The sequence below is a fragment of the Deinococcus maricopensis DSM 21211 genome (assembly GCF_000186385.1).
In the GTDB taxonomy this organism is placed as follows: domain Bacteria; phylum Deinococcota; class Deinococci; order Deinococcales; family Deinococcaceae; genus Deinococcus_B; species Deinococcus_B maricopensis.
In genome coordinates, this window is the sequence record NC_014958.1 from 2321124 (window position 1) to 2338580 (window position 17457).

At 70.2% G+C, this 17457-nt stretch carries 17 protein-coding genes; 8 read left to right on the top strand and 9 right to left on the bottom strand.

The window, feature by feature from the left end; genetic code table 11:
• Window positions 1-73: 73 nt before the first annotated feature.
• From DEIMA_RS10810 to DEIMA_RS10820, 3 genes are all read right to left on the bottom strand, one after another.
• Window positions 74-817 (bottom strand): endonuclease III domain-containing protein, encoded by a 744-nt coding sequence (locus DEIMA_RS10810; RefSeq protein WP_013557293.1) that lies wholly within the window; start codon window positions 815-817, stop codon window positions 74-76.
• 471 nt (window positions 818-1288) lie between these two features.
• Complete coding sequence (locus DEIMA_RS10815; RefSeq protein WP_013557294.1) at window positions 1289-1966, bottom strand: DUF6766 family protein; 678 nt, start codon at window positions 1964-1966, stop codon at window positions 1289-1291.
• A gap of 96 nt (window positions 1967-2062) precedes the next feature.
• Window positions 2063-2635, bottom strand: a complete 573-nt coding sequence (locus tag DEIMA_RS10820) for a hypothetical protein (RefSeq protein WP_013557295.1) — start codon at window positions 2633-2635, stop codon at window positions 2063-2065.
• Window positions 2636-2722: 87 nt separating this feature from the next.
• Between DEIMA_RS10820 and hisZ the strand changes: the two genes are divergently transcribed.
• The 4 genes from hisZ to DEIMA_RS10840 all read left to right on the top strand — a co-directional run bounded on the left by hisZ (window position 2723) and on the right by DEIMA_RS10840 (window position 6354).
• On the top strand, window positions 2723-3844 hold the full coding sequence (hisZ, locus tag DEIMA_RS10825; protein ID WP_013557296.1) for an ATP phosphoribosyltransferase regulatory subunit: 1122 nt from the start codon (window positions 2723-2725) through the stop codon (window positions 3842-3844).
• On the top strand, window positions 3841-4470 hold the full coding sequence (gene hisG, locus DEIMA_RS10830) for an ATP phosphoribosyltransferase (RefSeq protein WP_013557297.1): 630 nt from the start codon (window positions 3841-3843) through the stop codon (window positions 4468-4470). The genes hisZ and hisG overlap by 4 nt, the downstream gene beginning before the upstream one ends.
• A gap of 127 nt (window positions 4471-4597) precedes the next feature.
• The gene (locus DEIMA_RS10835; protein WP_013557298.1) at window positions 4598-5542 is read left to right on the top strand and encodes a phosphotransferase enzyme family protein; all 945 of its coding nucleotides are present in this window, start codon (window positions 4598-4600) and stop codon (window positions 5540-5542) included.
• A gap of 86 nt (window positions 5543-5628) precedes the next feature.
• A complete protein-coding gene (locus tag DEIMA_RS10840) occupies window positions 5629-6354 on the top strand; it encodes a PAS domain-containing protein (protein WP_043816674.1) in 726 nt (241 codons plus the stop codon).
• Window positions 6355-6413: 59 nt separating this feature from the next.
• Here DEIMA_RS10840 and DEIMA_RS16970 read toward each other — a convergent pair whose 3' ends face one another.
• From DEIMA_RS16970 to DEIMA_RS10855, 3 genes are all read right to left on the bottom strand, one after another.
• The gene (locus DEIMA_RS16970) at window positions 6414-8168 is read right to left on the bottom strand and encodes a sensor domain-containing diguanylate cyclase (RefSeq protein WP_013557300.1); all 1755 of its coding nucleotides are present in this window, start codon (window positions 8166-8168) and stop codon (window positions 6414-6416) included.
• Between the two features lie 113 nt (window positions 8169-8281).
• A complete protein-coding gene (locus DEIMA_RS10850; protein ID WP_013557301.1) occupies window positions 8282-9430 on the bottom strand; it encodes an NAD(P)/FAD-dependent oxidoreductase in 1149 nt (382 codons plus the stop codon).
• Between the two features lie 329 nt (window positions 9431-9759).
• A complete protein-coding gene (locus tag DEIMA_RS10855) occupies window positions 9760-10773 on the bottom strand; it encodes a LacI family DNA-binding transcriptional regulator (RefSeq protein ID WP_013557302.1) in 1014 nt (337 codons plus the stop codon).
• A 173-nt stretch (window positions 10774-10946) separates the two neighbouring features.
• Between DEIMA_RS10855 and DEIMA_RS10860 the strand changes: the two genes are divergently transcribed.
• From DEIMA_RS10860 to DEIMA_RS10875, 4 genes are read left to right on the top strand one after another with little or no spacing between them, the layout of a single operon-like run.
• Complete coding sequence (locus tag DEIMA_RS10860) at window positions 10947-12599, top strand: RecQ family ATP-dependent DNA helicase (RefSeq protein ID WP_245528311.1); 1653 nt, start codon at window positions 10947-10949, stop codon at window positions 12597-12599.
• 55 nt (window positions 12600-12654) lie between these two features.
• Window positions 12655-13296 carry an SCO family protein gene (locus tag DEIMA_RS10865; protein ID WP_013557304.1) on the top strand — a complete coding sequence of 214 codons (642 nt, stop codon included), beginning with the start codon at window positions 12655-12657 and terminating at the stop codon, window positions 13294-13296.
• Window positions 13293-14120, top strand: coding sequence for a cytochrome c oxidase assembly protein (locus DEIMA_RS10870; protein ID WP_013557305.1), 828 nt, complete (start codon window positions 13293-13295; stop codon window positions 14118-14120). The genes DEIMA_RS10865 and DEIMA_RS10870 overlap by 4 nt, the downstream gene beginning before the upstream one ends.
• A gap of 34 nt (window positions 14121-14154) precedes the next feature.
• On the top strand, window positions 14155-14589 hold the full coding sequence (locus tag DEIMA_RS10875; protein ID WP_043816676.1) for a hypothetical protein: 435 nt from the start codon (window positions 14155-14157) through the stop codon (window positions 14587-14589).
• A 46-nt stretch (window positions 14590-14635) separates the two neighbouring features.
• Here DEIMA_RS10875 and DEIMA_RS10880 read toward each other — a convergent pair whose 3' ends face one another.
• The 3 genes from DEIMA_RS10880 to DEIMA_RS10890 form a co-directional block, all read right to left on the bottom strand.
• Complete coding sequence (locus DEIMA_RS10880; RefSeq protein WP_013557307.1) at window positions 14636-15553, bottom strand: HpcH/HpaI aldolase/citrate lyase family protein; 918 nt, start codon at window positions 15551-15553, stop codon at window positions 14636-14638.
• A gap of 180 nt (window positions 15554-15733) precedes the next feature.
• The gene (locus DEIMA_RS10885) at window positions 15734-16798 is read right to left on the bottom strand and encodes a DUF475 domain-containing protein (RefSeq protein WP_013557308.1); all 1065 of its coding nucleotides are present in this window, start codon (window positions 16796-16798) and stop codon (window positions 15734-15736) included.
• A 76-nt stretch (window positions 16799-16874) separates the two neighbouring features.
• A complete protein-coding gene (locus DEIMA_RS10890; protein ID WP_013557309.1) occupies window positions 16875-17450 on the bottom strand; it encodes a TerD family protein in 576 nt (191 codons plus the stop codon).
• Window positions 17451-17457: the final 7 nt, after the last annotated feature.

The window sequence follows — 17457 nt, forward strand, 5'->3', positions numbered from 1 at the left end:
AGGGCCGTCGCCTCCGCCGGACGACCGATCCGGCGACCGCCAGCGCGCGTAGGCGGACCTCCGGCCAGCGGGGTTACGCGTCCGGGTTCAGGAGGGGTTCGCTGGGGCACAGGTCGCGCAGGACGCACGCGTTGCAGCGGGGCGCGCGGGTCAGGCAGGTTTCGCGGCCATGCCGGATCGTGGCAACGTGATACGCGTACCGCTGCGCCCAGTCACGGGGGAGAACCTCGTCGTACCACCGTTCGGCTTTCAGGACGTTCCAGCGTTCCGGGATGAGGTGCAGGCGTTTGCTGACGCGGTCGATGTGGCCGTCGACGGGCATGGCGGGGCGGGCGAGGTCGAAGAGCAGCAGCGCTGACGCGGTTTTCATGCCGACGCCGGGCAGGCTCTCCAGCGCCGTCCGCGCGTCAGCGTCATCCAGGTGCCGCAGGTGCTGCAGGCTGAGGTCGCCGCGTTCCAGCAGGGCGTATAGGATGTTCCAGACGTAGTCGGCCTTGACGCGGGCGAGGCCGCCGCCCGCGTCGCGCAGGACCGCCTCGATGCCGTCGGGGCCGTCGGCGAGCGCGGCGTCCCAGGTGGGATACGCGCGGCGCAACGCGGCGTACTGCCGCTCAGTGGTGGCGCGGGTGTTCTGTTGGTTCAGGACGGCTTCGATCAGGTCGTCGAGCGGTTCGGCGCTGACGCGCGGTGCCGGCAGGGTGGGGAGGTAGCGTTCGCGGAGGCGCGCGGCGATCACGCCGAGGTCCGGGCGCGGCGGGTGCTGCTGTGCGAGCGTCGGGCGGGGCGCGCGTGGAGGGAGGGCAGAGCGGCGCGGCATGGGATCGCCTGCGAGTGTAGAGCGTCCATGCCGGCCGGAAAGAGAGCTGCTCGGCCTTCATGGAGCTCCACGGCCAGCCTTTTGCATGAAGCCGGGGCGCTTTGAGGGATGGCGCCGCGCGAGGTGAAGCCCGCTCCTGCCCGGACGGCACGCTGCGCGTGGGCCGCCCGGTGGGAAGGGCTCCGGTTGCGGCGTTCCGCCCGGCTTTTCGCCGTCGCCCGTTGCCGATGGTGCTCCTGCGGCTGGGGCGTGTTCAGAGCGGACACCACTGGCGGTAGCTCCTGTACGTTCGGGGCAGCGCATAGCCGGGCAGGCCAGGGCTGCCCGGCTATGCGTCGGCCTGCCCGCCATGACGGCCGGTGGTTTGGACGGCCAGCGGCTGGGCGCGCGTCCTGCAGTGGTTCAACACCGGGAGCGGAACTGGGGCTGAACAGGCCGGGGGCTCTGCACCCCTGGCCTGTTCGCTTCGGGTTACTTGCCGGTTTCCGCGTGGGGAGCGCCGACGGGTTTGGATTCGGCGGAGTGCCGTTCGCGCAGGAAGATCGTGAGGACGACCATGGAGCCGACCGCGAGGAATTCGCTTTGCCAGTTCTCCAAGGACTGCGACCAGAACCGCGCGCTCGTGACGAATTGCGCGACGGTCACGGGCTCCTCGCCGTGCTCCTGGCGTTCCTCGTTGTACGCGGCGGTGCCGCCGAGCGCGTGGACGGTCATGGACAGCACGAACAGCAGGGCGAGCGCGGTGGAGAGCGAGTGGGCGTACAGCCCGAGCTGCCAGCCGCCGCGGCGGACCGGGCCGGGTGCGTCGGGGCGGGGGTGGTGGACGCTGTCCTCCTCCTGTTGTTTTTCCTCCTGCGCGCCGGGTTCGTCGGGCAGTTTGTTGGATTCGGCGGAGCCGCGCTGGTGCAGGACGGCGGTGAGGACGACGAACGCGGCCATCTGCAGGAATTCGCTTTCCCAGTTCTCGCCGGCGGACTCCCAGAAGTCGCCGCTCTGCAGGTACTGGCCGTACGTGACGGTCGGCTGGTGGTGTTCGCGGGCGTCGTCGTTGTGGTCGAGGAAGCCCGCCCAGGATTGCGCGCCCCAGAACAGCAAGAACAGCGTGAAGGCGACGATGGACAGGCCGTTGTGTTTCCAGATGCGTGACATAGACCTCCTGTGAATGCAGGAAGTGTAGCCTCGCTTACGGGTTGCGGAGGGCAGAATGGGTAAAGGCCCCTGAATGTTCAGGGGCCCACGCGAGGGTCACCGGACGCGCTGCTTGGTGACGTTCCCGGCGGCGTCGCGGACCTCCACGTCCGCCCAGATGCCGGTGGTTTCCGCGTAGAATTCCACCTCGCGGCCGGGCGTGATGTTCAGGCGGTTTCCGTCCACGCTCACGAACGCGACCTTGATGTTGTCGCGGGCGCGACCGGTGACGCGCAGCGTCCGGCCGTCCCGTTCGAACTTCGTGATGGTGAGGGTGGGGCGCGCGGCGTCCACGCGCACCGGCAGTTCCAGTTTCGTGGTGTTGCCGGCGCCGTCGGCGGCGGTGATGGTGTAGGTGGCGCGGTCCGTGTTCACGAGCGCGCGGAACTGGAACGGGACGATGCGGTGCCCGTCCACGGGCAGGGCGGTGGTGCCCACGCGGATGGACGCGACCGGGTTGTTGTCCATGACGTACCCGCGCACCACAAACTGCGCGGCGCGCGCGACGGCGCCCCCATCGGGTTCCGTGATGACGATGCGCGGCTTGAAATCGTCGCCGGTGCGGGTGCACGCGCCGAGCGTGGACGCCAGGAGCAGCGGCGCGAGGACGGACAGGAGCGGGCGGAGCATCTGCTGCGGAGTATACCGGGCTGTGCGCAGCGCGGCGTTATGATGGGCCGCGATGACGGTTGTATTCGGTAATGACGGCGGCGGGCGATGCTGACGCCCGACGGTACGCGTGATGTCCTTCCTCCCGAGTGGGCGTGGCGTGAACACCTGCGCTCGCGCCTCCACGCGTACTTCGGCGCGTTCGGGTACCAGGGCGTGGAACTGCCGGCCCTGGAGTTTCAGGACCACGCGCACCCGCAGGACGCCCGGGCGTTCAAGCTGATCGACCGGGACGGGCGGGTGCTGGCGCTGCGCAGCGAGTTCACGACGGCGGTATTGCGTCTGGTGCGTTCGCGCTTCCCGGACGGTCCGTTCCCGCTGCGGCTGCAGTACGGCGGACGACTGTGGTTGCGCGCGCAGGCGAGCGAGCTGGGGCGCCTGCGGGAGTTCGCGCAGGTCGGCGCGGAACTGGTGGGCGTGGACACGCCGCACGCGGACGCGGAACTGCTGCTGGTGGCAGGCGGCGCCCTGAAGGACCTGGGGGTGCGCGCGCGCCTGGAGGTCGGGCACCCGGGCTTCGTGGACGCCACGCTGGAGGACGCGGGCATTACGGGTGAGGCGCGTGAGGCGCTGCACGCCGCGCTGGACCGCAAGAGCGGCCCGGATGTGGCGCGGCTCGCGCGTCTGCATGGGTTGAGTGCGGACGTGCAGCGCGTCCTGAACGCCCTGCCGGACCTGTACGGCGGCGCGGAGGTCCTCGCGGACGCCCGCCGGCTCGCGCATGGGGAGCGTGCCCGCGCGGCGGTGGAGCGCCTCACGCGCATCGCGGACCTGTACGGCGACGACACGCTGCTGTTCGACCTCGGCATGTCGCGCCGGTACGGGTACTACTCGGGGTTCACGTTCCGGGCGTACGCGGACGGCGTGAACCGCCAGATTCTGGGGGGCGGCCGGTACCATGACGCGGCGCACGGCACGGGTCTGGCCGGGGCGGGCTTCGCGGTGGGCCTGGAGCGCCTCACGGAGGTCGCGGCGCGCCTGATGCCGCCGCCGGTCGAGACGGTCCTCGCGTACGACGCGCACGGTGCGGCGTTCGCACACGCGCAGGGGCTCACGGTGGAGCTCGCGTGGACGGAGGACCCGCTGGCGCTCGCGCGGTACGCGCGAGCGCGCGGGATTCGGCGCGTGGTGCGCGGGCAGCACCTTGAGTTTCTGGAGGTGCAGGCATGACGGCGCCGTCGACGCTGACGCTCGCGGTGCCCAAGGGGCGCATTTTCGAGAGGGCCGTGGACCTGCTGTCCCGCGCGGGTCTGCCCGTGCACTTGCCGGCGGCGAGCCGCGCGCTGCGGCACCATTTCGACGGCGTGACGCTGCTGGAGCTGCGCAATCAGGACGTGCCGGTGTACGTGGACCTCGGCGTCGCGGACGCGGGCATCGTGGGCCGGGACGTGCTGCTGGAGAGCGGGCGGAGTGTGTTCGAGCCGCTGGACCTGCGTTTCGCGGGGTGCCGCCTGAGCCTGATTCGTGAGGTGGGCGCGGCCGGGCCGATCACGCGCGTGGCGAGCAAGTACCCGCGCCTGACGCGCGCGTACCTGCAGGAGCGGGGGCTGGCGGCGGAAATCGTGAAGCTCAGCGGCAACATCGAGCTCGCGGCCCTGACGGGTCTCGCGGACGCGGTGGTGGACCTCGTGCAGACCGGTGGGACGCTGCGCGCGAACCACCTAGAGGAGGTGGACGTGATTCTGGAGTCCTCGGCGCGGCTGGTCGTGAACCGCGTGGCCCTGAAGCTCAAGCGTGAGCAGTTGCGTCCGTTGATTGAGCGCCTGCGGACGCTCGTCGCGGAGGGTGACGCCTGAGTGACTGGCGCTCGACGCTGGAGCGCCTGCGGACGCTCGTCGCGGAGGGTGACGCCTGAGTGACTGGCGCTCGACGCTGGAGCGCCTGAGCCCGGCCACGATCCGGGCGGGCGCGGCCCGCTGGGGCGTGCTGAACGTCCGGCTCGTGAATGCGGGCGTGAATCACGTGTACGCGGGCGAGGACACCACCGGCTCGGTGTACGTGCGGTTCACGCACGCGCGCCTGCGGGACGAGGCGTTCCTGAGCCCGCCAGTCGCGTACCTGCGGCACGCGTTCGAGCGGGGGGCGCCCGTAAACGCGCCCCTGCCGAGCGTGGCGGGCGCGTTCGTGGAGGTGGTGCGGCAGGGCCCGGACGTGTTTCTCGCGTCGGCGGTGCGGGGCGTGCCGGGGGTGCGGCTGAGCGCCGTGCCGCCGACGCCGGAGGGGTACCGCGCGTTCGGTCGGGCGCTGGGGGAACTGCATGCGGCCACGCGCGACTTCCGGCCGGCACGGGGCACGCCGCACATGCTGGAGCCGTCCTTGCCGGGGGTCTTTCCGACCTGGCGGTGGTTCTGGTCGCGCGCGCGGGCCGACGCGGCACGCGACCCGGTGATCGGCGCGGCGTTCGAGGCGCTCACGCCGTTCGTGCACGCGGTGGGGGGCCTGCCGACCAGCTGGCCGGACGCGCCCGAACTGCCTGGCGGGTGGGGGCTGACGCACGGCGACGCACGCCCCGGAAACGCCCTGTGGCATGCAGGCCGCGTGGCGTTGATCGATTTTGACGAGCCGGTGCATGGGCCGCTGGCGAACGACCTCGCGCGGGCGCTGCTGGACCTGCCGCCGCACACGTGGCGGACCTTGAGGGGGCCGTTGCTTGACGGGTACCGCTCGTTCGCGCCGCTCACCGAGGCGTGGGCGGCGCGGCTGCCGCGGCTGATGGCGGCGCGCACTGCACTGATGGCCGCGTGGGGCCTGGAGGGCGGCGAGGGGTCGGGCGGTGCGAGTGGCAGTGGCGCGGTCGTGAGCGTACGGGCCCTGCGGGCGCGTCTGAGCAGCGGCGAGTTCGGCCCGCTCGGCGACCCGTCCTTCTGAGGGGTTCGCACGGGACTCGTGAAGGTCTGGCGCCGCGTGGAGGGCGCGCTCACGAGTTCCGGCAGCGCGTGCGTTAAGCTGTGCCGGTGATTTCTGCGGAGCAACTCACGGACCACCTGCCGATGGGCTTCATCGCCGTGGACGATCAATGGCGCGTGACGCGCGTGAATGCCCGCGCGCGCTTCCTGTTCCGCGGACAGACCCTGACGCCTGGATTGTCGTTGCGCGACCTCATTCCGAACGAGCCGGGTTCGCGGGCGTGGTCGGATCTGGAACGCGCGATGCTGCGCCGCACGCCCGTGGAATTCGAGGTTTTCTACCCAAGCATGTTCGCGTGGCATGAGCTGAGCGTCATTCCGGACGAGCATGGCGGCCTCGCGCTGCTGCTGCGAGACGTGACCGACCGTCAGTGGCTGCTGCAGAAGGACGCGGAGCACGCCTACCTGCGCACGCTCTTTCAGGATGCGTCCGTCGCCATTTCCATCATGCGCGGGCCGAAACACACCTTCGAGTTCAACAATGATTTCGCCCGGAACCTCGTGGGCGGCCGTGACCTGGAGGGCAAGACGGTGCGCGAGGCCTTCCCGGAGTTGGAGGGGCAGGGGTATTTCGAGCTGCTGGACGGCGTGTATGAGCGGGGCGAGGCGGTGCAGGGCGAGGAGCTGCCCGCGACGCTCACCGACCCGGCCACCGGTCAGACGACCCCGCTGCTGGTGAACTTCTCGTACCTGCCCCTGCGGGGGTTTGACGGTCAGGTGTCCGGCATCCTGACCCTCACGATTGACGTGACCCGTTACGCCCGCCGCGCGTAACATGCGGGGCAACTGAACGGGCGCAGCCCTGCGGGGCTGCGCCGGGGTTCATGGTGGGTTCAGCGGCTGGCGCCGCCACGCGCGCGGCGCGCTTCCTTGGCGTCGTACATGATGCGGTCAGCGGTCATGACCAGTTCGCTGCCGTCGAGTTCCAGGCCGCGCCCGGTGGAGACGCCGATGTTGGCGCGCAGGCCGCCGCCGTGCACGTTGATGGCCTCCACGGCGGCGGTGATGCGCGCGGCGACCTCGTGCGCGCCGTGCTCGTCGGTGTGTGGGAGGAGCACGGCGAATTCGTCGCCGCCCCAGCGGAACACCTCGTCCGCGCGGCGCTTCTGGGCTTGGAGGGCGCGGCCCACGCGGATCAGGGCCTCGTCGCCGGCGAGGTGCCCGTAGGTGTCGTTGATGCGCTTGAAGCCGCTCATGTCCATGACGACGACGCTCAGCGGGCTGCTGTCGTACCGCGCGGCCTGCACGAGCGCGGCGAGGCGTTCGTTGAAGGCGCGGCGGTTCGGGAGGCGCGTGAGGGTGTCGGTGCGGGCGGCGTGCTCGATGGCCTGCCGCTGGTGGCTTTCGTGCAGGAGCGCAGCGGCCTGCGCGGCGAACAGTTGCGCCGCTTCGATGCTGTCGCTGCTGAAGGCGTCTGCGTTGCGGCTGTTGTCGAGGTTCAGGACCGCGAAGACCCGCCCGGCGTACGGAATGGGGACGCACAGGTTCGCGGCGATGCCTTGCACGGACGGGAGGGTGCTGGGCGTGTGTTCCTCGCGGACGCGGTAGCCGACGCCCTGCACGAGGATGCGTTCTTTCGTGAGGATGCGCGGCTGTCCGCCCTGCCAAGCGTCCTCGGGCAGGCCGTACCAGAGTTCGCGCGTGGACGCCTGCGGGAACTGGACGTGCCGCAGCTCCGCCCAGTCGAACCCGACCTGCGCGCGGTACACGTAGTGCTCGCCGTCGAGCACGAGCAGGGAGCCGACCTCGCTGCCGGGCACGAGACGCACGGCTTCTTCAAGGAGGGGCTGGTACAGGTCGTCGGGCGTCCGGTCGATCATTTTCGTCTGGAAGTCGAGCAGGGCGGACAACAGGCGCTGGGCGTTGCGTTGCTCGAGGTGCGTGACGTACAGGTCGAGGACGGTTTCGGTGAGGTGCACGCTGGACGGGTCGGGGGGGTGCGCGGTGGTGACGTGCAGGGCGCTGCGGGTGGCGGCGCGGCCTCGGACGGGCAGGGTGAAGGTACCGGGCGGGCCGGGTTCGTCCGGGTGGAGGGTGCTGAAGTGGACGCCGTCGGCGTGCAGGAGCCGCGTGATGAGGCGCAGGGTCAGGTCAGTCGCTTCAGGCAGGTCGGTGCACGCCCAGAGGCGCTGGGTGTAGTGGACGACGGCGGTGGCCTGCTCACGCTGCTCGATGTGCTCGAGCAGCGTGCACAGGGCCGTGCGGAAGACTTCGGTGACGTCGTGACGGTCCGGGTGGACGGGGGGGCACGCCCACCACAGCAGCCCCAGGGGGCGGTCGCGCAGACGCAGCGGGAGGAGGTCCGCACAGGGGGCGTTCAGGAAGCGGTGGCTGTCCGGGTGCGTGTCCAGGGTGACGCTGTGGGCGTCGCTGTTGAGGGCGCCGACGTAGGCGGGGGCGTGCAGGGTGTCGCCGGTTTCGGGGTCCGTCCAGGTGTCCGGCGCGTGGTACAGCCAGAGGCGCGCGTCGGCGACGGCGCGCAGGGTGGGCGCGAGGCGCGTTTCGGCGTCCGCGAGCGACGGCGAGGCCGCCAGCTGGATGAGCGTGGCGTTCAGGAAGTCACGGAGGTCCCGGAGGTCATCGAGCATGGCCGTGCGTTCATGGTGGCATGTCGCTGCGCGGACGGATGTGGGAAACGCGTGATTTGCGATGAGCGAGCGGCCACCCCGGTGTGGGGTGGCCGCTGGTCGGGCGCGTGGGTTTAGAGGGGTTTGCCGACGCTGGCGCGCCAGCGCCACTCACTGGCGCGTTTCATGATGTGCGCGGCGCCGCCGGACATGTTGAGTTTCATGTTGCCGGGAAGCTGCATCCAGCCGACGGCGAGCAGGCCGCCGAGGCTGATGAATTCGCCCTGGGTGTAGGGCTCGTACGGCATGAGGTTCTCGCCGCGCACGAGGCGCATGAGGTTCTCGCCCATCAGGCGGCCTTCCTGGCCGGCGTGCTGCGCGGTGGTGGGCACGGGTTTGCCGTCCTGGTTGGTGGCGAGGGCGAGGTCGCCGAGCACGAACACGTCGGGGTAGGCGGGGAGGCGCAGGGTTTTGTCGACGAGGAGGCGCCCGGCGGGGCCTTTTTCGATCTTGCTGCCGCGCACGCGGTCGACGGCCATGATGCCGCCGGTCCAGATGACCTTGCCGCCGTCGATGGTGCGTTCGCCGTCTTCGGGGGTGCCGACCTTCACGCCGGTTTCGGTGGCGCCGAGGAGTTTGTGGCTGGTGAGGACCTGGATGCCGTAGTCGCGGAGGATGTCGAGCGTTTTGGCGCGCAGGGCTTCTTCGACGATGGGGAGGATCACCGGAGCGGCTTCAACGAGGTAGATGTTGAATTTGGGCAGGCCGGTTTCCTTGCTGATGGCCTCGTTACGCTTGGCGAGTTCGGTGACGAGTTCCACGCCGGTGAGGCCGGCGCCGCCGACGATGATGTCGCGGTTGCCTTTGAAGTCGGGTTTGGCGGCGCGCTGCACGAAGTTGTAGATCTCGGCGGCGTCGCTGAGTTCCTTGAGTTCGCTGGCGTGTTCCTGCAGGCCGGGAATCTTGTAGAAGTTGGTGATGCTGCCGAGCGCGATGACGAGGGTGTCGTAGCTGAGCTGCTGGCCGTCTTTGGTGTGGACGGCTTTGGCGTCGAGGTCGACGTGGTCGATGCTGGCGACCTGGAATTTCACGCCGGTGTTGGCGAGCAGGGGTTCGATGGGGAGGGTGACGTTGGTGTTGTGTGCGGCGGCCTCGTGGAGGCGGGTGTCGTACACGTGGTAGGGGTTCTGGTCGATGAGGGTGACGTCGAGGCCGGGGGTGGGTTTGAGTTTGGTGGCTGCTGCGAGGCCGCCGTAGCCAGCGCCGAGGATGAGGGTCTTCATGTGTGTGCTCCTGAGGTCGGGGGTGTGAAAGTCTTCACGAGTAAAAGTCGGGGCAGTCCCGACCCGCCATGTCGCCGGGATGACCCGGTCACGTGCATCAGTGTACACCGGACACCAAGGTCACGTCACGCCCAGAGCACAACCTGCAGAAACGATCAAGGTCAAACGCCGCCCCAACCCCTCGACCCCCAGCAGGCGCACGCCCAGACCTCTGACCTCCGTCTATACGGCCGACCCGATAGCCGATCTTAAGGCGCACGAACGGACGGCCAGGCCAGCCCCGCAAAGCACCCGCCGCCCCCCGTGACGCCGACCCATCCCGACCGGGCCTACCCGGCTGTGCCCTCCCCGCTCGTGCTGCCGCGCACGATCAGGGTCGGCTCGAACCGCCGCGAACGCGCCGGCCCCTTATGCCCCGCGAAGCGCGACAGCAGCAGCTGCGCCGCCTCGTACCCCATCGCCTCGACCGGCTGATGCAGCGTCGTCAGGCCGCGCGCCTCCGCCCACGGCTGATCGTCGAACCCCACCACCCGCAGGTCCTCCCCCACCCGGATGCCCCGCACGCGCGCCTCGTCCAGCAGCGCGCCCGCCAGCAGGTCCGCCGACGCGAACACCGTGCACGGCAGCTGCGCCTCATCCAGCAGCTGCGACGCGACCGTGCGCGCCGCCAGCGGATCGAAAGAACTCACGTACTCCGCCGTCACGGCGCGGCCCGACGCGCGCATCGCTTCATGGAAGCCGGCGCGGCGCTCGTCGAAGACGCGCGTCGTGAACACCTGATCGAGTTCCGTCTCGACCCAGATGGCGCGCACCTCTCCGGGCTGCGCCGCCACGTGCTCCCCGGCAAGACGCCCCCCCAGGCCGTTGTCCATGAACGCGCAGTCCACGTCCGCGCTGTGCGCGTCCACCAGCACCGTCGGCTGCGTGCGCGGCAGCTGATGCCCCTGGAACAGGTGCGTGAGGTTGTACGTCGCCATGACGAGGCCGTCCGCCTGGTACGCGAGCGTGTGGCTGCCCAGGTAGCGTTCCAGTCGGCGGCGGTCCAGCAGCGGGAAGATCGCCACGTCGTACCGCGCTTCCTGGAAGGCGTGCTCCAGGCCGTCGAGCAGGCGCAGGTAGAACTCGGTCGTGACGACCGGCAGCAGGACGCTGACGGTGTAGGACTTCCCGCCCGCGATGCGCCGCGCGTGCGGGTTGGGGGTGTACTCCAGTTCGCGGATGGCGCGCAGGACGCCCTCGCGGGTGCTGTCCTTGACGGCCGCGTGGTTGTTGAGGACCCGTGACACGGTACCGACGCCCACGCCGGCCAGCCGCGCCACGTCCTGAATGGTGGGTTTGCGCATGACCTCACGATTCTAGCCAGTTCGTGGAACGCCGTGGAACCACAAGACGCGCGGCGCGAAACGTCAAGGTGACCTTCATGCACCTGCGGTCCGCGCGCCGGCACGCCGCACCTATCATCAGCGCCTGACGATCCGTCCCCCAACCTCTCCCCCGTTCGCACCACACAAGGAGCGTGTCTCACCCCATGCCACCCCGCAAGAAGGACCTCGCGCGCGCGCAGCAGATCGCGCAGGACGTGTTCGGTTACGACCACCTGCACCCCGGGCAGAAGGAAGCCATCGGCACGGTCCTGCGCGGCCAGGACACCCTGGCCGTCATGCCGACCGGCGCGGGCAAGAGCGCCATCTACCAGATCGCCGCGCTGTCCCTGAACGGCCCGACCGTCGTCGTGAGCCCCCTGATCGCCCTGCAGCGCGACCAGGTGGACGCGCTCGAAGCGTACTCGCCGGGCAGCGCCGCGCTCGTGAACAGCACCCTGAAGGCGCACGAGCGTGAGGCGGCCTTCGCGGCGTTCCGCACCGGCGACCTCGACTTCCTGTTCCTCGCGCCAGAGCAGCTCACCAGCGAAGAAACCCTGCGGACCCTGCGAGAAGCGGAACCGGCGCTGTTCGTCGTGGACGAGGCGCACTGCCTGAGCGAGTGGGGGCATGACTTCCGCCCGGACTACCTGCGGCTCGGCGCGGCCGTCGAGGCGCTCGGGCACCCGACCGTGCTGGCGCTGACCGCCACGGCCGCGCCGCCTGTCCGCGCGGAAATCGTGGAGCGGCTCGGCATGCGCAACGCGCAGACGCTCGTGTACGGCTTCGACCGCCCGAACATTCACCTTCACGTGCAGCACTTCGCGGACGTCGGCGTGAAGCGGCGCACCCTGATTGACGACGTCGTCCGCGCCGGGAAGCCCGGCATCGTGTACACCGCCACCCGCAAGGCCGCCGAAGCGTGCGCCGAAGCGCTCGCGGAACGTGGCGTGCGCGCCGCGGCGTACCACGCGGGTCTGCCCGCGCCCGAGCGGGAGCGCACGCAGGCGGCGTTCATGGCTGACGAACTGGACGTGATCGTGGCGACCATCGCGTTCGGCATGGGCATCGACAAGCCGAACGTGCGCTTCGTGTACCACCTCGACATTTCCGGGTCGGTGGACGCGTACTACCAGGAGATCGGCCGCGCGGGCCGCGACGGGGAGCGCGCCGAGGCGCGGCTGTACTTCACGCCGGACGACCTGAAGCTGCGACGCTTCTTCAGCGGCAGCGGCCTGATCGACGCTGACCAGGTGGAGCGCGTCATGCGCGCGCTGGAGGAACACGACGGTCCCGTCCGCACCGATGAGCTGCGCGAGCAGACGGACCTCTCCCAGACGAAATTCCTGACCGCCGTGAGCCGCCTGGAGGACGTGGGCGCGCTCGAAGTGCTCCCGAACGGCGAACTGAGCGCCGTCGACGGCGCGGACACCCCGGAAGTCGCGGCGCAGGCGGCGCTGATGCAGGAGCACCACCGCGCGTACGAACGGTCCCGGCTGGACATGATCCGCACGTACGCGGAAACGCACGGGTGCCGCCGTGAGTTCCTGCTGAACTACTTCGGGGAGGCGTTCGCGGCGCCGTGCGGCGCGTGCGACAACTGCGACGCGGGACACGTGCAGACCCGCGCGGACGAGTACCCGTACCCCGTGAGTTCCCGCGTGACCCACGCGACGTTCGGCGAGGGCGTCGTCGTGCGGTACGAAGGGGACAAGGTGACGGTGCTGTTCGACCAGCGCGGGTACCAGACGCTGGCGCTGCCGTTCGTGCTGGAGCACGACCTGCTGCGCGCCCTGCAGGCAAGCTGAGGCGGCGGGAAGGGGGACACGCGCCCTCATGAGGGCGCGTTAGCATTCGGGCACGATGACGCACGCCCCCAGTTCCCGCCCCGGCCGCCACTGGACGCAGTCGCTCACCCTCGCGCTGCTCGCGGTCGCGGCGCTGCTGGCGCTGGCCTGGCTGTACGCCCGCACGAAGAGCGCGTATCCGCACTACGGCACCGTGTACGACACGACGCCCGCCGCGCCCGCGCTGCGCGGCACCGACCAGCAGGGCCGCCCGTTCGACCTGGCGGGCCTGCGCGGGCAGACCGTCGCGGTGTTTTTCGGGTTCACGCACTGCCCGAACATCTGCCCGCTCACGCTCAGTTACCTCGAGAAGGCGCGCGAGCAGCTGCCGGCCGCGCAGCGCGGGAACCTGCGCGTGGTGTTCGTGACCCTCGACCCGCAGCGCGACACGCTGAAGCAGATCCGCCCGTACGTGCAGTACTTCGGGCAGGACATCACGGGCGTCCGCATTGAGGAGCCGCAGCTCGGGCGGACCGCGAAGGCGTTCGGCGTCGGGTACAGCAAAGCGGACGTGAAAAGCGCCGAGGACTACCAGATCAACCACACCGCCGCGACGTACCTGATTGACCGGGACGGGAAGCTGCGGCTGCTATGGGACTACACGCAGCTTCCGCACGTGGACCGCGTGGTCGAGGACCTGAAACAGGTGATGTCGTGAGCGTCGGTGCGCCCGCCCCGGACCTGCTGACGCTGCTGGCGCCCCGCCCGGACCTGCTGGTCCTGGTGCCCACGCTGCTCGCCGCGGGCGCGTACGCGTACGGCGCCGCGCGCGCCGCCCGGGCCGGTCAGCCGTGGCCGGCGTGGCGCGTGGTGTCCTTCGCGCTGGGGGTGCTGCTGACGCTGCTGTGCACGCAGACGAACGCCGTGAGTTACACCGTGAACAGCATGGCGCTGTACATGGGGCGCCTGATGGTGCTCGCGGAACTCGCGCCGCCGCTGCTGGTGCTGGGGTTGCCGCGCACGCTCGCGCCCGCGCCGAGCAGCGCGCTCGGGCGGGCGCTGGGCGTCCTGCTCGATCCGTTCGTGACGTTCGCGCTGTGGACGACCATCATCGTGTTCTGGAACCTGCCGGTCGGCATGGGGGCCAGCCTGGTCAGCAACACCGCCGCGACGCTGCTGCCGTCCCTGTACCTGCTGGGCGGCCTGCTGGTGTGGGCGGTGACGCTTCGGCCCTTCCCGACGCTGCAGGGCACCGGCGTGGGCGGGCGCGGGTGGTTCGGGTTCCTGAACAGCCTGCCCATGATGGTCGTGGCGATGGTGTGGCTGAACGTCCCGCGCGTGCTGTACAGCCCGTACGTGGGCGTCCCATGCTTGTGGAACCTGACGCCGCTGCAGAACCAGCAGATCAGCGGGTGGGTCATGATGATCGCCGGCACGCCCGCGCTGCTGATTGCGTTCGTGCAGCTGTTCGCGTGGCTGATTCACCTGGCGGACAGTGGCAGCACGCCGCCCACCGACCCGCCCGCCACCGCCGCCGACTGACCTGCGCGGCGCACTCGGCGGTACACTGCGCGCAGTGGACATCCCGCCGCTTCCTGATGGCCTGCGCGTGTCCGGGCGGACGCTGCTCACGGCGGAGCACGCGCTGGACCTCACGCGCGTGCTCGGCAGCTTCACGACGGAGGTGCGCGTGGGCCGCCCGCAGGATCGCCGCCGGTACGACGTGGCCCTCACGGTCCTCGCGTCGTTCGCGGTGGTGAGCAGTTTCGTGCTGCGTGACGCGCAGACGCCGCTGCTGGCGTGGGCGCCGCTGGGGTTCGTGGCGCTCGGCCTGCTGCTGGGCGTCCTGGAAGTCCGCGCGCGCCGCGAGGTGCACTTCGAGGTGTGCGTGCACCTCCAGCGGCCCGGCGGGCTGCCGGACCGCGCGATCGTGCACCGCACGGCCAGCGCGCTGGAAGCGAAGCTGCTGTGCGTGACGCTGGAGCACCTCGCACGCAACGCGAACCCCTGAACGGGGGCGCCCCGCTCCCGGACGCCCCCGTTGCGTCCTCACGCGTTTACAGGGCGATGCTGTCGAGCGGCACGCTGATCGGGCTGCCGGTCACGCCGTACGCGGCGCCGCGCGCGAGCACCGCGCGTGCCCACGCGGCGTGCGTGCTCGGCTCGCACATGGCGTCCCCGATGCGGAACACGGCGGGCGCGTCGTCCCGCAGGATCGCGTGGGCCATGTCCATCTCGCTGGCGCTCACGCGGTACGCCGCTTCGATGACGCTCACCTGCCGCGGGTGAATGGCGGTCTTCCCGAACGTGCCGTGCAGCAGGTCCTCGTGCGCTTCGCGCGCGAGCGTTTCCGGGTCGTCGGTGAAGTCGTACACGGGCGCGCTGACATTCAGGCCCCACGGTTTGAACAGGCTGACGAGCCGGTCGATGAGCGGGCCGAGCGGCGTGTGGTACGCGGTGACGCCGCGCGTGCGGCGCATGCCGAGCAGGCCCAGCAGGTCGTTCCCGCCAACGCGGACGCACGGGACGCCCACGTCGCTCTCCAGCAGCGCGTCCCGCAGCGTCTCCATGGCGCGCGCGCTGAACGCCTCGCGCGTTTCGACGGTGACCATGGCGTGCTGCCCGGTGCCGCGCAGGAGCGTGAGGCTCTCGTGCGCGTTGCCCGCGTGGATTTTCGGCAGGACGAACCCGGTGAGGTGCTGCGCGCCGCGCATGCCCAGGATCTGCTCCAGCACGCGGGGCGTGCGGGGGCGCACGAACATCAGGGGGCCACTGCCGGGGGCGGGCAGGTGCGGCAGGGCTTCCTGCAGGCGCGCGAGGGCGAGCGGCAGGTCCTCCTCGCGGACGGCGTCCTCGGTGCACAGGATGAGGCTGCGCGCGCCGAGGGGTTTGGCGCCGCTTACGAGGTCCGTGAGGTCGTCGCGGGTGGCGGGGATGTAGAGGCTCGCGCCGAGCGCGAACGGGAAGTTGAGCACGGGAGTCCCCCTGGGGCGCCCGCGCGGGGCGGGCAGGACGTGACGGTACGGGCGGGTGGTGGAACGGGACGGTCGGCGCGTTGCGCCGCATCATAGCGGGGCGCGCGGACGTCCGGGCAATAATCAGCGCCTCACGGGAGCGTGAGGCGCTGGGGCGGTCGGCCCGTTGGGGGCGGCCGCTCAGTCCTTGAGGGCGGGCTGCTCTGCGTGCGCGTTCAGGCGGTTGTAACGCAGGCTGGACCAGATGGACAGCACGATGAAGCCGACGCCGATCAGGCCGGTGACGACTTCGGGGATGTGCACGTTCGGGTTCATGCTGAGCAGCATGATGATCGCGAGCGCGCCGATGCCGTAGTGCGCGCCGTGCTCGAGGTAGCGGTACGCCTGGAGGGTGCCGCGGTGCACGAGCATCAGCGTGATGGAGCGGACGAACACCGCGCCGATGGTGAGGCCGGCGGCGATCACGACGATGTCCTGCGTGATGGCGAACGCGCCGATGACGCCGTCGAGGCTGAACGAGGCGTCGAGAACTTCGAGGTACAGGAAGCTGATGGCGCCGGCCTTGGCGGCGTCCGCGGCGAGGTTGTCCGCGTCGAACAGGCCGCCCAGGGCGTCCACGAGGACGTACGTGAGGATGCCGATGACGCCGGCGAGCAGCGCGCTGAACTTCTCGGCGCTGGGCACCGCGAAGTGCACGAGCAGCAGCAGCAGCACGCCGGTGATGAACACCTGGATGGTGTCCAGGCGGCCGAGTTTGCTGAGGCGACGCTCGATGGGCGCGAGCCAGTGGGTGTCCTTGTCCGGGTCAATGAGGTACTTGAGGAACACCAGCATCAGGAACGCCCCGCCGAAGGCGCTGATGGGGATGTGCGCTTCTTCGAGGTGGTGGGCATACGCGGGCGGGTTGGTGAACGCCAGGTTGATGACCTCGCCGAAGCCGAGGCCGGCGACGACCGCGACGATCACGATGGGGAACAGGAAGCGCATGCCGAACACGGCGATGAGGATGCCCCACGTGAGGAAGCGGCGCTGCCAGACTTCGCTCATGTTGCGCAGGACGGTGGCGTTCACGACAGCGTTGTCGAACGACAGCGAGAGCTCCATGACGCCGAGGATCGCGGCGATCAGAAAGTAACTGAGGGCCTGGGAGACGCCGCCGGTGCGCAGACCGTACAGCGCGGCGACGACCAGGCAGATGACCGTGACGATGCCGGCGAAACCGAATTCTTTGGTGAGACTGGGCATGACTGCTGTGTTCCTCTCGAACGCCCCCCGCTGGTGAGCGGGGGGCGGGCGCGCGTGCGGGGCACGCGCGGTGGGGTTAGATCATGATGCCGTAGGCGTTGCAGAGCGCGCGGAGGCCGCCGGCGTAGCCCTGGCCGACCGCGCGGAACTTCCATTCGTTGTTGTGGCGGTAGACTTCCGCGAACACGACGGCGGTTTCGGTGCTGAAGTCCTCGCCGAGGTCGAAGCGGACGATTTCCGTGCCGGTCTGCTCGTTCATGAGGCGCACGAAGGCGTTGCGGACCTGCCCGAAGTTCTGGCGGCGCGCGTCGGCTTCGTGGATGGTGACGGTCAGCGCGATTTTCTGCACGTCGGCAGGAACGCGGGTCAGGTCGATCTTGACCTGTTCGTCGTCACCTTCGCCGGCGCCCGTGCGGTTGTCGCCGGTGTGTTCGACGCTGCCTTCGCTGCTGCGCGGCTGGTTGTAGAACACGAAGTCGGCGTCGCTGCGGACCTTGTCGTTCGCGCCGAGCAGGAACGCGCTCGCGTCGAGGTCGAAGTCCTGCCCTTCGGTGGCGCGCACGTCCCAGCCGAGGCCAATGAGGACGTTCGTGAGGGTCGGGTCCTGTTTGGTGAGGCTGAGGTTGCCGCCTTTGCTGAGGGAAATCGCCATGCGTTCA

Excerpts from the sequence above, each read along its gene's own strand:
- DEIMA_RS10810 (WP_013557293.1), bottom strand. The coding sequence starts at position 817 with ATGCCGCGCCGCTCTGCCCTCCCTCCACGCGCGCCCCGCCCGACGCTC.
- DEIMA_RS10815 (WP_013557294.1), bottom strand. The coding sequence starts at position 1,966 with ATGTCACGCATCTGGAAACACAACGGCCTGTCCATCGTCGCCTTCACG.
- DEIMA_RS10820 (WP_013557295.1), bottom strand. The coding sequence starts at position 2,635 with ATGCTCCGCCCGCTCCTGTCCGTCCTCGCGCCGCTGCTCCTGGCGTCC.
- hisZ (WP_013557296.1), top strand. The coding sequence starts at position 2,723 with ATGCTGACGCCCGACGGTACGCGTGATGTCCTTCCTCCCGAGTGGGCG.
- hisG (WP_013557297.1), top strand. The coding sequence starts at position 3,841 with ATGACGGCGCCGTCGACGCTGACGCTCGCGGTGCCCAAGGGGCGCATT.
- DEIMA_RS16970 (WP_013557300.1), bottom strand. The coding sequence starts at position 8,168 with ATGCTCGATGACCTCCGGGACCTCCGTGACTTCCTGAACGCCACGCTC.
- DEIMA_RS10850 (WP_013557301.1), bottom strand. The coding sequence starts at position 9,430 with ATGAAGACCCTCATCCTCGGCGCTGGCTACGGCGGCCTCGCAGCAGCC.
- DEIMA_RS10855 (WP_013557302.1), bottom strand. The coding sequence starts at position 10,773 with ATGCGCAAACCCACCATTCAGGACGTGGCGCGGCTGGCCGGCGTGGGC.
- DEIMA_RS10865 (WP_013557304.1), top strand. The coding sequence starts at position 12,655 with ATGACGCACGCCCCCAGTTCCCGCCCCGGCCGCCACTGGACGCAGTCG.
- DEIMA_RS10885 (WP_013557308.1), bottom strand. The coding sequence starts at position 16,798 with ATGCCCAGTCTCACCAAAGAATTCGGTTTCGCCGGCATCGTCACGGTC.
- DEIMA_RS10890 (WP_013557309.1), bottom strand. The coding sequence starts at position 17,450 with ATGGCGATTTCCCTCAGCAAAGGCGGCAACCTCAGCCTCACCAAACAG.